The organism is Streptomyces sp. NRRL F-6492, assembly GCF_001280125.1.
GTDB lineage: Bacteria > Actinomycetota > Actinomycetes > Streptomycetales > Streptomycetaceae > Streptomyces.
Map to the genome: position 1 here is coordinate 23,266 of NZ_LGEG01000258.1, position 13,235 is coordinate 36,500.

At 76.0% G+C, this 13,235-nt stretch carries 7 protein-coding genes; all 7 read left to right on the forward strand.

Annotated features, from left to right (window positions below):
• Window positions 1-40: 40 nt before the first annotated feature.
• A complete protein-coding gene (locus ADL08_RS30000; protein ID WP_053648520.1) occupies window positions 41-2,065 on the forward strand; it encodes a BTAD domain-containing putative transcriptional regulator in 2,025 nt (674 codons plus the stop codon).
• Between the two features lie 162 nt (window positions 2,066-2,227).
• Window positions 2,228-4,546 carry a TOMM precursor leader peptide-binding protein gene (locus ADL08_RS30005; RefSeq protein WP_053648522.1) on the forward strand — a complete coding sequence of 773 codons (2,319 nt, stop codon included), beginning with the start codon at window positions 2,228-2,230 and terminating at the stop codon, window positions 4,544-4,546.
• Window positions 4,536-6,488 carry a TOMM precursor leader peptide-binding protein gene (locus tag ADL08_RS30010; RefSeq protein WP_053648524.1) on the forward strand — a complete coding sequence of 651 codons (1,953 nt, stop codon included), beginning with the start codon at window positions 4,536-4,538 and terminating at the stop codon, window positions 6,486-6,488. Before ADL08_RS30005 ends, ADL08_RS30010 begins: the two co-directional genes overlap by 11 nt.
• Window positions 6,489-6,563: 75 nt before the next feature.
• Entirely contained in the window at window positions 6,564-8,231 is a 1,668-nt protein-coding gene (locus tag ADL08_RS30015; RefSeq protein ID WP_053648526.1) for a nitroreductase family protein, read from the forward strand.
• Between the two features lie 19 nt (window positions 8,232-8,250).
• Window positions 8,251-11,085, forward strand: coding sequence for a lantibiotic dehydratase (locus tag ADL08_RS30020; RefSeq protein ID WP_063885383.1), 2,835 nt, complete (start codon window positions 8,251-8,253; stop codon window positions 11,083-11,085).
• Complete coding sequence (locus tag ADL08_RS30025; protein ID WP_053648528.1) at window positions 11,073-12,206, forward strand: lantibiotic dehydratase C-terminal domain-containing protein; 1,134 nt, start codon at window positions 11,073-11,075, stop codon at window positions 12,204-12,206. The genes ADL08_RS30020 and ADL08_RS30025 overlap by 13 nt, the downstream gene beginning before the upstream one ends.
• Window positions 12,207-12,211: 5 nt before the next feature.
• Window positions 12,212-13,235, forward strand: a 1,024-nt coding sequence (locus ADL08_RS30030; RefSeq protein ID WP_053648529.1) for a metalloprotease, incomplete at its 3' end; no start/stop codon positions are given.

Here is a 13,235-nt window from a genome sequence, read left to right on the forward strand (position 1 = left end):
CGGTCCGGTTAGGGGTTCAACCGTCAGCGGAGGGAACTCAGTGCGCTTCCAGTTGCTCGGTCCGCTCAGCATCACCGACGGTCGTGACGTGGTGGTCCTCCCGCCGGCCAAACCGACGTCGCTGCTCGCGGCGCTCCTGGTCCGTCCCGGCGAGGTGGTGCCGACGTCCCGCCTCCGGCAGGCCGTCTGGGGCGAGGAACAGCCGGCGACGGCGAAGGCGGCCCTGCAGAGCTGCGTCCTGCGGCTGCGCCGGCTCTTCGCGAAGTACGACATAGAGGACCGGGCGGTGGTCGCGGTCGCCGGCGGTTACCTCCTCCCGGCCGACGGCGACAGCCTGGACCTGCTGCACTTCCGCCGTCTGACCGCCCAGGCCGAGGGGGCCGGGGAGGCCGAACTCCCCCTGCTGCGCAAGGCCCTCGACCTGTGGCACGGCCCCCTCCTCACCAATGTCCCCTCCGAGCTCCTGCACCGCGACGAGGTGCCCCGGCTGGTCGAGGAGCGGTTACGCGTCCTGGAGCGCGTCTGCGAGATCCAGCTGGCCCGGGGGCGATGTCGGGACGTCCTGGTGGACCTGTGGGAGGCCACCCGGGCCCGCCCCCAGCACGAGGGGCTCGCCGCCCAGCTGATGCGGGCGCTCTACCGGGTGGGACGGCAGAACGAGGCGCTGGCCGAGTACCGGAGGGTCAGGACGCACCTCCGGGAGGAACTCGGCGTCGATCCGGGCACGGAACTGCAAGAACTGGAACTGGCCATTCTGCGTGGCGACGAACCCCGAGGGCCCGTTCCGGACACCGCGCCGCCCGCGCCCCTGTCACTCTTACCCGCACCGCCCGCGTCCGCGTCGCACGCACCCTCCTCACACGCACCCGCGTCACACACACCCCCCTCGCACACACCCGCGTCACACGCACCCCCCTCGCACACACCCGCGTCACACGCACCCCCCTCGCACACACCCGCGTCGCTCGCGCCGGCCCCGCCCTCCTCCTCCGCCGCGTCCGGCGCCCCCGAGTGGCGGCCCGGGGCCCGTCCCGCCGGGAGCGGCCACCCGGGACCGCGCCTGCCCCACGTCCCCGGCTTCACCGGCCGCACCCGTGAGGCCGCCGCCCTGGTGAGCCATCTGAGCGGGGACCGGCAGGGCGGCTCCGCCCCGGTGCTGGCGGTGGTCTCGGGCGGTCCGGGCATGGGCAAGACCGCGCTGGCCCTGCACGCCGCGCACCTGGTGGCGGACCGGTATCCGGCGGGCGCCGCGCTGCTGCCGATGAGCGGGCCCGACGGCACGCCCCGGCCCGCCGACGAGGCCGCCGCGGAACTGCGCGCGCTCCTTCCCTCCGAGGCCCTTCCCGGTGTCCCTCCCGGCGCGCCCCTGGTGATACTCGACGACGTCGTGCACCCGGACCAGGTACGGCGGTTCCTCGACGCGACCGGCTGCGGCGCCGTCGTCGTCACCAGCCGCATGGGTCTGGCCGCCCTGGTCGCCACGCACGGACCGGCGGTGCTCCAGCTCGGCGCCCTGGAGCCGCGGGAGTCCCGCGCGCTCCTGACCGCCGTCCTGGGAGAGGAGCGGGTGACGGCCGAGCCCGCCGCCGTCCACGCCCTCACGGAGGCCTGCGGGCACGTGCCGCTGGCCCTGCGGATCGTCGCGGCCCGGCTGCTCACCCGGCCGCGGATGCGCCTGGCCGACCACTCCGCGTGGCTGCTGCGGGACCTGCCCGCCCGGCTCGCGCTGCCCGACGACCCCCGGATGTCCGTGCCGCTCGCCCTCGACGGGGCCCTGCGCAGGCTGCCCGCCCCGCTCGCCGACGCGCACCTGCGACTGGCGCGCCTCGACGGGCGGATCACGGCGCCGGACGCGGCCGAAGCCCTCTCCGTCTCCGAGACGGACGCCGAGGAGGTGCTCGAACGACTCCTCGACGCCGGGCTCATCGAGGAGGACCAGCCCGGCGCCCTCCGTATGAACCCGCTGTTCCGCGCCCACGCGCTGCACCGGTCCGGGCGCGCCGGCGGCCCCCCGCAGGCCGTCGTGACCACGGTCCGGCACGCGCTGCCGTCCGGGGCCACCTGACCCGCCCCGGGGTCCCCTCCCGTTCCCGCTCCGCCCCCACCGCTCCGCCCCACCGCTCCGCCACGGAGAACGGCCGACCGGCCCGCGCTCCGCGACCCCGTACGTCCCGCCTTTCAGTTCCGCGCGGCCCACAAGGCCCCGACCCGGAGGTGCGTTCCCCGCATGCCCACGACGCCGTACGAGGAGACCGCTGGCACCCGGCCCAGGGTGCGCCGCGACGTGCTGTTCACCGAGACGCCCAAGGGCGTGATCTTCCACAACGCCGACGGCGGTTTCCAGGTCGGCTCCCCGTCCGCCTACCGGTTCGCCACCCTCCTCGTGCCCCACCTGGACGGCAGCCGGACCGTGGCGGAGATCTGCGAGGGCTTCGGGGAGCCGCAGAAGGCGATGGTCGGCAGCCTGGTCAAGGCGCTGTACGCCCGTGGCTTCGCCCGGCCCGTACCGGAACCGGCCGAGGGGGACGCGTCCGTGGAACCGGCGGTCGCCGCCCGGTTCGCGCAGCAGATCGCGTACGTCGACCACTACGCCGACGGGGCCGAGAGCCGGTTCGCCGCCTTCCGGAACACCCGCGTCGCGGTGCTCGGCGACGGCCCGGTCGCCCGCTGGTGCGCGCTCTCCCTGATGCGCAACGGCTGCGCCTCCGTCGGCGTCGAGGCCGCCCTGGCCGAAGGGGCCGCCACGGCGGCGGAGTTCGGCGCGCTCCGGGCGGAGGCGGAGGAGCTCACCGCCGGGGGCAGCCCGGCGGAGGTGACCGTGCTGTCGGACGCCGGTTCCGGCGGGGCGAACGGCTGGGACGCGTACGCGGGGTACGACGTGGTGGTGGCCGCCGCCGGGCGCGACGCGTTCGGGACCTCGGTCGCCCTGCTGCGGCAGGGCGTCCCGGAGGGCCGTCTGCTGCTCCCCGCCTGGGCCTTCGGCGGGCGGGTGGTGGTCGGGCCGGTCGGCACGCCGGACTCCGAGGGCTGTGTGGCCTGCGCGGCCCTGCGGCTCGGCGCGGCGGGGGACGCGGCGGTGGCGGCCGACCTCTGGAGCGACCTGGCCCTGAACGGACCGGCCTCACAAGGGAGTTCCAGGGACACGCCGCGCGGCCCGCTCGCCGCGATGCTCGGGAACCTGCTCGGGTACGAGGTGTTCCGGCTGGTCACGGAGGCGCTGCCGGCCGAGACGCGGGGGCAGGTGCTGCTCCAGGACACGGCCTCCTTCGACGTGCTCGCGGAGCGGCTGCTGCCCCATCCGCGCTGCCCGTTCTGCCGGACGCCGGCCGCCCCCGCCGAACCCGTCGACCTCGCCGAGGCCGCCGGGCGGCCCGCCTTCCGGCCGGTGGTCGCCGCCGCTCCCGAGGACGGCGCGACCGAGGGGCCGCTCGCGGACCTCGACCGCCGCTCGCTCGCGGTCCGGCCGTCCGTCGGGGTCTTCACCCGGTACGCGGACGAGCCGGTCACCCAGACCCCGTTGAAGGTCGGCGCCGTGGAGGTCGGCCTCGGCGCGGCCGGGACGCGGACCGTCGTCGCCTTCGACGTCCAGCACACGGCGGGCGCCCGGCTGCGCGCCCTCGACGCCGCCGCCGAGGTGTACGCCGAGCACGTCGTCCCCACCGTCCCCGCTCCGGAGGCCGACTCCCCCTCGGGCCACGCGCGGGCGCCCCACCGGGTGGCCCCGGACGCGCTGACCACGGCCACCGGCGCCGGTGGCGACCCGGTCGCCCGCTGGGTCCTGGCCACGTCGCTCCTGACCAAGGAGCCGGTCCGGGTGCCGGCCGGCGCCGTCCGCCCCTTCGGGCCGGACAACCGGGACCGCCGCTTCGAGCCGTCCCGGGCCGGGGCGGGTGCGGGTGCCGGTCTGCCGGAGGCCTCGGCGGCCGGTCTGCTGTCCGCGCTCGCCCACGACGCGCTGCGGCGGTCCGTACGGGGGGCCGGGCGTACGGCGGCGATCCCCCCGGCCGTGTTCGACGAGGCGCCCGAGACCCGCTTCCTGCTGCGGTCCGCCGGACACCTGGGCCTGGACGTCGAACTCCTCGACCTCGGGGAGGAGGAGCACACCGGGGTGTCCGTCGTCCTCGCCAGGACCCGGCCGACGGGATCGGAGGAGCCGCGCCGGGAGGCCGCCGGCGCCTGGGCCGTCGGCTCCGCCCTGGACCGGGCCGACGCGGCCGCCGACGCCCTGCGCGACCTGCTCGGCGCGGCCCAGCTCGCCGCGGAGGGGGGCCTCGGCGGGGAAGGCGGCACCGGCACCACGGGGGTCCTCGGCGCGCCCGACACCGGCGACCCGCTCCTCGGGGACCTCGACGCGGCCCTGATCCCGGTGACGGCCGACGCCCCCGCGCCCGCCCTGCCCGCCGTGACCTGGGCGGACGTACTGGAACGGCTCGCCGCGACCGGCCGGGACGCCCTCGTCGTGCCCACGCACGCCGCCGACCTGCCCGCCGCCGGCATCCACACCGTCCGGGTCCTGCTCACCAGGGCGGCCGACGATGACCGCTGACCTCGCCGGGGCCCCGGCCGGCGGGGCCGGGGAGCCGCGGAGCGAGGCGTGCCGCCTCTTCGCCGAGGACCTCCGCCGCGCCCTGGCGGAGCTGCCGTCCGTGCCCGGCCGCCCGGTCCCGGACGTCGCGGTCTCGGCGCTGGGCGTACGGGACGCCTTCCGGGCGGGGCAGGAGGACGCCGCTCCGCGCTCCGCGCTCCCCGTCCACCTGTACGGCGGGCACGTGCTGGTCGGGCCCCGGCCCGTGGCGGACCGGCCCGGCTGCGGCGTCTGTCTGGAGCGCCGCTGGCAGGGCGTGCGTTCGGTGGGGCTGCGGGAAGGGCTCGAACTGCGCGGCGGCACCCGGGAGGCGGGGCCGTGGCCCCACCGGACGCCGTTCGCGGCGCGGGCCGTCGCCGCCCTGGTCGCCGGGCTCGCCGCCGCTCCCCCGGACGGCCGGGGCCCCTTCCCGGACGTGTGGCTCGTGGACCTGGAGCGGCTGACCGTACGGCACCATCCGCTGGTGCCGGAGCCGGACTGTCCCGGCTGCGGCGTCCCGGAGCCGGTGACGGCGGAGGCGGCGGCGCTCGTCCTGCGGCCCGCGCCCCCGTACCGGCCGGGCGCCGGGCGGGTGCGGCCGGTGGAGGCGTACGGCCTGCCGGTGGACGCGTTCGCCAACCCGCACTGGGGCGCGGTGGGTCCGTCGGTGGTGTGCGACGTCACCTCGCCGACCACCTCGGCCACCGTCGGCTGCTTCTCCAGCCGTTCCGGGGAGTACCTGCGGGAGACGTTCTGGGGCGGTCACGCCGACACGTACCGCGCCAGCACCCTGATCGGCGTCCTGGAGGGCCTGGAGCGCTTCGCGGGGATGCGGGCGCGGGGGCGCGCCGTCACCCTGACGGCGTCCCTGGACGAGCTGGGGCCGACCGCCGTCGACCCCCGGGAGACCGGTCTCTACACGGAGGAGTTCCACCGGGCCAACCCGTGGGTGCCGCCGTTCGCGCCGGACCGTCCCGTCCCGTGGGTGTGGGGCTGGTCGCTGCGGGACGGGATCCCCCGCGCCGTGCCCGAGGTGCTCGCGTACTACCACAAGCCGGGGATCGAGCACCGGTTCGTCCAGGAGAGCTCCAACGGCTGTTCCTCCGGGGGCGGTCTGGAGGAGGCCGTGCTCGGCGGCCTGATGGAGGTCCTGGAGCGGGACGCCTTCCTGCTCGCCTGGCACGGGCGGCAGCCGCTGCCCGAGATCGACCCGTCGACCAGCGCCGACCCGCGCACCCGGATCATGGTGGACCGGATGGCGCTGTACGGGTACCGGGCCAGGTTCTTCGACACCCGGATCACCTTCCCGGTGCCCGTGGTCACGGGCGTGGCCGAGCGGTTCGACGGGGGTCCGGCCCGGATGTGCTTCGGGGCCGGGGCGTCCCTCGACCCGGAGGCGGCGCTCGCCGCGGCGCTGTGCGAGATCGCCACCGACTCGGTGCAGCTCCTCCAGCGGTTCGAGCGGAACGAGGCCGGATACCGGGCCATGGCCGAGGACTTCGGGAGGATCACCAGCCTGCACGACCATCCGCTGGTCTACGCGGTGCCGGAGATGGGCCGCCACGCCGACTTCCTGCTCCGCCGGCCCTCGCCGCCCGAGCCCGTGTCCGTGGCCGGCCTGCGGCCGCCCGGCTCCGACCGGATCGGGGCGGACGTGCGGGACGACCTGCTCGTGGCGGTGGAGGCCGTGGCGTCCGCCGGGTTCGACGTGGTCGTCGTCGACCAGACCGCGCCCGAGCAGCGGGCCCTGGGGCTGCACACCGTGAAGGTGCTCGTGCCCGGTCTGCTGCCGCTCGACTTCGGCTGGACGCGGCAGCGCGCCCGGCACATGCCCCGCACGCGCACCGCGCTGCGCGAGGCGGGCCTGCGGCCGGACGACCTGACCGGGGCCGGCCTCAACCCCGGTCCGCATCCCTTCCCGTGACGCCCCGACGGGCATGACCAACCGACCGGGCGAGTACGCCCGACGCCCGGGGAAACCCGGAGAAAGGGGGATCCCATGGGGTACGCCCATGAGTACGCGCACGCCGTCCTGCACCGCGGCCGCGTGCCGATGGAGCCCACCGACCACGTCGTGAACTGGGCCGACGGCCCGCGCCGGGGCAAGTACTACCCGCACGCGGAGGCGTTCGCGCTGCCGGACACCGAGGACCTCGCGGACGTCCCGATCGCTCCCGGCCTGCTGCCCGGCGCCGGGGGCCCCGCGCCCGAGGACCACCCCGGGTTCGGTCTCCCGCTGCTTTCGGCGATGCTGAAGGACTCGTACGGGCTGACCGGCCGCCGTCTCGGCGTCCAGGCCAACACCGACCTGGCCGGGCTGCCGTACTACCACCACGCCAACTGGTCGCGCGGCACGGCGGGCGGCGGCGGGCTCTATCCGGTGAGCGTCCACTGGGCGTCCGGCCCCTCCGGCCCCCTCACCCCGGGCCTCCACCACTACGACGTCCAGCGGCACGCCCTGCAACGGCTGCTGACCGGCGACGTCACGGGCCGGGTCCGCGAGGCGCTGGGCCCGGACGCGCCCGACGGGGCCCTCGACACCGACCAGTACCTGATCCTCGGCGTCAAGTACTGGCAGAACTCCTTCAAGTACAACAGCTTCTGCTTCCACGTGGTCTCCACCGACCTCGGCACCCTCGCGCAGACCTGGCGGATCTGGGCCGCCGCCCGGGGGCTGCGGCTCGCGCCCGTGCTGTGGTTCGACGAGCCCGCCCTGAACGGGCTGCTCGCGGTGGAGGGCGAGGAGGAGACGGTGTTCGCGGTCGTGCCGCTGCACTGGGGCGGGCCCCGCACCGCCCCGCCGGGGACCGCGCGCACGGACGCTCCGGGCACGGACACCCTCCTCCCGGCAGCCGCGCGCACGGACCCGCGCCACCGGCCCGCCGTCCGGCACCGGGACGCCGAGCGCTCCCGTACCCTCCTCGACTTCCCCCAGGTGCGCGCGATGCACCGGGCGACCCTGGAGGGCGCCACCGCCCGGCCCGCCCCGGGCGCGCTGGCCTCCGCCACGGCCCTCACCGACCCGGCGGACGGAGGCGCGCGCGTCCCCCTGCCCGGACCGGTCCTCCCCGGCACCGGCGTGCGCCGGGCCCTGCGGGAGCGCCGCTCCAGCTTCGGCCGGTTCGACGCGCGCCGGGAGGTGTCCGCCGAGCACCTGTCGGCGGTCCTGGCGGCCTGCGCCGGGACCCGGCTGGCCGGTGACAGTGATCCGTCCGGGGAGCACCGGCTCGCCCGGCTCTACGCCTTCGTCAACCACGTGGCGGGGATCGGGCGGGGCGCGTACGCGTACGACCCCGACCGGGGCGACCTGCGTCCGGTCGTCACCGGGCCGCAGGGCCCGTTCCTCCAGGCGAACTACTTCCTGGCCAACTACAACCTGGAGCAGGCCGGGGCGGTCCTGGTGCCCACCGTGCGGACCACCGCCGTCCTGGACGCCGTCGGCGACCGGGGCTACCGGCTCGCCGTCGCCACCGCCGGAGCCGTCGCCCAGGGCTTCTACCTGGCGGCCTCGGCCCTGGGCCTGGGCGCGGGCGTGGCGCTGGGCTTCGACAACGTCTCGTACGCCGAGCGGCTCGGGCTCACGGACGGCGACGAGGCCCCGCTGCTCATCATGGCCCTCGGTCACGAACGGCCCGGGCCCGCCGACTTCCGCCACGAGATCGCCTGACGGCCTCGGAGGATTCCCCATGACACGCACAGAGCCGGGCGTCACGGTCCCCGGCGACGAGACCGCGGCCCCCTGGGAGCCCGGCAGGCGCTTCGTGCTCCGCGCGGCCGGCCTTCCGGTCGAGACGGTCCACGGGCTGCGCTGCCCCGCCACCCGGCGCTGGGCCGACGCCGTACTGGACGAGGAGGAACGCCTGGCCGCCGAGGGGGCACTGCTCAGCGACCTCCTGCACGGCCTGGTCGGGTCGACCGCCGTGCCCGGGGACGGGGACGGTTCCGGCGACGCCGCCGTGCGGCGCGCGCTCCTCGACCTGCGGCGGCGGATCTTCAACAACCGGCTGCCGGCCGATCCGGACGCCGCCGTACGCCTGGTGACGGAGCTCGACCGGGAGACCGGCGGGCGGACCGCGCGGTGGCTGCGGGACCGGGCACGGCTCGCGGAGCTGACGGCCGGCGGCGCGGAGCTGCTCGACGGCGAACTCCGGCAGAGCCGGGGCGCGTTGCGGCGCGCGCTCGCCGAAGAGCGGTTGCGCCACGGCCTGCTGCTCGCCTCGCCCGCCCTCGACGCGCGCCTCGACGCCTATCTGCGCGACACGAGCCCGCGGCCGGGCAACCGCCTGCGCAAGATCGAGCGTTCGGCGCTCACCTATCTCTACCGCACGGCCTGCAAGACCAGCCCCTTCAGCACCTTCACCGGCGTCGGCCTCGGCTCCTTCGCGGACGGCCCGGCGGACGGCGACGCCGGTCTGCGCGTCGACGAGGAATGGGTCGGCCACGTGCGGCTCAACGTGGTCGTGCTGACCCGGCTGACCGAGCTGGTCACCGCCGACCCGGAGCGCCGCCGGGACCTGCCGGTGGTCCTCTCCCAGGGCTGGGAGCGGGACGCCGACCGCGTCCGGTACGTCCGCCACGTGACGACGGCGGGCGACGACGGGGCCGCCGTCACCTTCGACGCGGTCCGCGACCGGCTGTTCTTCCTGCGCGGCAGCGGCACCCTGGACCGGCTCCTGGAGTGGCTCGGCGGCCGGGACGGGAAGGTGCGCCACCGGGACCTGGTGGACTGGCTGGAGGCCGAGCACGGGGCCGGCCGCGAGGAGTGCGAGCGGTACGCGTCGGCCCTCCTGAACGTCGGCATGGTGCAGGTCCCCGTCCTCCGCACGGACGTGCACGGCGGCGATCCGCTGCGCTCCTACCAGGACGCCCTGCGCTCCCTCGGCGCGCCGTGGGCCGACCGGCTCGCGGGCCTCCTCGACGGCCCGGCCGACTGCCTCGCCCGCTACCCCGGGGCGGACGTCGACGAGCGGCGCGCCCTGCTGGGCACACTGCGGAGCCGACTCCAGGAGATACAGCGGGAGTTGGGTGCCGCCGAGCCGTCCGTGCCGCAGACGCTGGTGTACGAGGACGTCAGCGCGGGCGACGGTCTGGTCTGCGGGCCCGGCGTGCTGGGCGGGGAGACCGGGCGGGCGCTGCGGGCCGTCGAGGGCGTGCTGCCGCTCTTCGACCTGACGCTCCCCCAGCGGATCACCCTGCTCGGCTTCTTCCTCGCCCGGTACGGGCGGGGCGGTCGCTGCGACGACCTGCTCGGCCTGGTCCACGACTTCCACGAGGACTTCTTCGACCAGTACGTGTCCTTCACCTCCAAGCGGGTCCCCTTCGAGGAGGACGGCGCGTACCGGCCCGAGGAGAACTGGCTCGGGCAGGACGAGATGCGGACCCTCGACCGGGCCCGCCGCCGCTTCCACGACGGCGTGCGCGCCCTGTGGGAGCGGGAGGCGGGGCCGGAGACGGAGGAGGTCGAGCTGCCCGGCGGCCTGCTGGCGGAGACGGCTGAGGAACTCGCTCCGCTCACGGGCCACTTCGTCCCGCAGAGCCACCACCTCCAGCTCTCCCGGCCCGCCGGGGGCCGGCCCTTGGTCGTGCTCAACAAGTCGTACGGCGGTCTCGCCTTCCCCTTCAGCCGGTTCACCCATCTGTACGACGGCGCCGGGCCGGGCGGTTCCGGCCTCTCCGGCGCCCTGCGCGAGGAGACGGCGGCGCGGCGGCCGGAGGGGGCGGTGTTCGCGGAGGTCACCGGAGGGCCGGTCAGCAGCAACCTGAACCTGCACGGGCGGCTGACGGGTCACCAGATCGTCTGTCCGGGCGAGACCAGCGGCGTGCCCGAGGAGTCCCGGATCCACCTGGACGACCTGTACGTGGAGCACGACGAGACGGCCGGGCGGCTGGTGCTCCGCTCCCGGCGCCTCGGCCGCGAGGTCGTGCCCGTCTACCTCGGCTACCTCGTGCCGATCGCGCTCCCCGACATCCCCCGCACCCTGCTCCTGCTCTCCCCCAGCACCATGGCCCCCTTCGACGTGTGGGCGGGGGTGCCGGAGGGGGAGGCCGTGGACGGCGTCACCCGCAGGCCCCGGATCCGGCACGGGGACGTGGTGGTCGGCCGACGGAGCTGGACCGCGCTCGCGGAGGTCCTGCCGACCCGCCGTCCGGGGTCGGGCGAGGAGGAGCACTACCTGGACTGGCAGCGGTGGCGGCGGGCCCACGGGCTGCCCGACCGGTGCTTCGCCACCGTCTCCCGCGCGGACCGGGGGCCGGTCGGGGCCAAGCCGGTCCACGTCGACTTCGACAGCCCGCTCTCCCTGGCCGCGCTCGACGCCCTGGTGGAGCGGAAGCCCGGCACCCGGGTGGCGTTCCAGGAGATGCTGCCCGCCGAGGACGGGCTCCACGTCACCTCGGAACGCGGCCGGCACGTGGCCGAACTGGCCGTGGAGACCTTCACCACCCGCCCCCGCCCCGCTGCGCAGTCCCGCCCCGTTCCGTCGTCGTCCGGCCCGGAGGTCGTCCCGTCATGCCCGAACTGACCGAACCCGCGGCCTTCCGCCCGGCCCCGGAGGGGACCGGCCCCTCCCCCTGGCTGGCGCTGCACGTCTTCTACGCCGCCAACCCCCGTCCCCTCCTCGTCGACTGCGTCCGCCCGCTGGTCGACGGGCTCACCGGGGACGGCCTGCTGTCCGGGCACTTCTTCATCACCTACTGGCTGGAGGGGCCGCACGTGCGGCTGCGGCTCCGCCCGAGCGGCCCCGGCGCCGAGGCCGAGGTCCGCCGGCGGGCCGAGGAGGCGATCCGGGACTTCCTGAAGTCCCGCCCCGCCCTCTACGAGGTCGACTCGGGCTTCCTCAAGGACTTCTACAACTCGCTCTTCGACATCGAGTTCCCCGGCGAGGACCGGGCCCGGTACATGGGCCCGGACGGGCGGATGAACCTGCGGCCGAACAACTCCTTCTCCTACGAGGTGTACGCCCCCGAGTACGCCAAGTACGGCGGTCCCGCCGGGGTGGAGCTCGCCGAATGGCACTTCCGGCACTCCAGCGACCTGGTCCTGGAGGCGTACCGGAGCATGAACCTGCACCTGCGGACGGTGCTGCTCGGGACGTCCGCCCAGCTCATGATGGTGATGGCGAGCTGCTTCCTCCCCGAGGAGGAGCGGCTCGCGGACTACCTCGACTCCTACTACGCCTTCTGGCACCGGCTGTTCCCGGGGACCGGCTTCATCGGGTCCGCCGAGTACGAGCGGACGTACGAGCGGATGGCGCCCTCGCTCGGGGTCCGGTTCGCGCGGATCAGGGAGGCCGTGGCGGGCGGCGACCCGTCCGGGCTCCCGGTGTTCCTGCGCGGCTGGGCCGAGCACTGCCTGGAGCTGCGGGAGCGGGTGGTGGACCTCGCCGGACGCGGCGAACTCGCCTTCCCCGCCCGGGAGGGACCGGTCCGCGAGGACACCGGTCAGGAGCGCGCCGAGGACCCGGACGCGGCTCCCCTCGTGCCCGTCACGCACGTCCCGGCGGTGCTGCCCCGGCTCCTCTCGCCGTACATGCACATGACGAACAACCGGCTGCACGTGACGATCCGGGACGAGGCGTACCTGTCGTTCGTCCTGGGCAGGGTCCTGCGGGAGCCCGATCACGGGAAGCAGGACGTCTCTTGAGCGCCGTGGAACGGACGAGCAACGACCTTTCCGCCGGGGGCCGTTCCGCCGCGCGCGGCTACCGGCCCGCGCTGCGGCCGGGCGTGCTGATCGGTCCCGCGGTGCTGCGCGGACCGCGCACCGTCCACCTCGTCAAGCACCCGGTGAGCGGCGCCGCGTTCGAGGTGGGGCCCAAGGAGCACTTCGTCATCGGCCTGCTGGACGGCACCCGGAACATGGACGACGTCGTGGCCGCGTACGCCGAGCGGTTCCGCCGCCGGCTCCCCGAGGAGCAGTGGACGCGGATGCTGGGGCTGCTCGGCGCCCGGGGGCTGCTCGCCGGGGCGCCGGATCCGGCGCCGCCCGAGCCGCCGCCCGCCCGCACCGGCACCTTCTGGAAGGGCAGCCGGCGGACCGTCGCGGACGCGCACGCGACCGCCGGGCGCCTGCACCGGCTGCTGTCGCCGCTGCTGCGGTCGTGGGTCCAACTCCCTTTGGCAGCCGTATCCTTGGCGATGGTCTTCGCCGTGCTCGCGGATCCCGCCGCGCTCCTCGACGGGCTCTCGGCCCTGCTCGCCCGTCCCCTCGTCCTCGTCCCGTTCGCCGTCCTGCTCTGGTTCAGCGTCTGTCTGCACGAACTCGCGCACGGCGTCGCGGCCCGGCACTACGGCGGGGTGGTCACCGAGATCGGGCTGCGCTGGCGGTTCCCGGCGATGATGATGTACTGCACGGTCGACAACTACCCCTTCCTGCCCGGGCGCCGGGCGAAACTGGTGGTCGCGGCGGCCGGGGCCCACGTCAACCTGCTCCTCCTGCTGCCCCTCGCGCTCTGGTGGACGCTCCTGGACGCGGCGGACCCGGTGCGGCCGGTGCTCACCGGGATGCTCTTCGTGGGGATCGTGCAGGCGCTGGGGAACCTGGTCCCGCTGCCGCCGCTCGACGGCTACCGGATCCTCAGCCACCTCCTGGGCGCCACGCACCTCGCCCCGGAGACCCGGACCTATCTGGCGCTGCGCCGGCGGGGACGGGAGGCGGTCGCCGCCTATCCGC

What these genes read in the sequence shown, in the direction of transcription:
- ADL08_RS30005 (WP_053648522.1), top strand. Translation starts at nt 2,228, where the DNA reads ATGCCCACGACGCCGTACGAGGAGACCGCTGGCACCCGGCCCAGGGTG.
- ADL08_RS30025 (WP_053648528.1), top strand. Translation starts at nt 11,073, where the DNA reads ATGCCCGAACTGACCGAACCCGCGGCCTTCCGCCCGGCCCCGGAGGGG.
- ADL08_RS30015 (WP_053648526.1), top strand. Translation starts at nt 6,564, where the DNA reads ATGGGGTACGCCCATGAGTACGCGCACGCCGTCCTGCACCGCGGCCGC.
- ADL08_RS30010 (WP_053648524.1), top strand. Translation starts at nt 4,536, where the DNA reads ATGACCGCTGACCTCGCCGGGGCCCCGGCCGGCGGGGCCGGGGAGCCG.
- ADL08_RS30020 (WP_063885383.1), top strand. Translation starts at nt 8,251, where the DNA reads ATGACACGCACAGAGCCGGGCGTCACGGTCCCCGGCGACGAGACCGCG.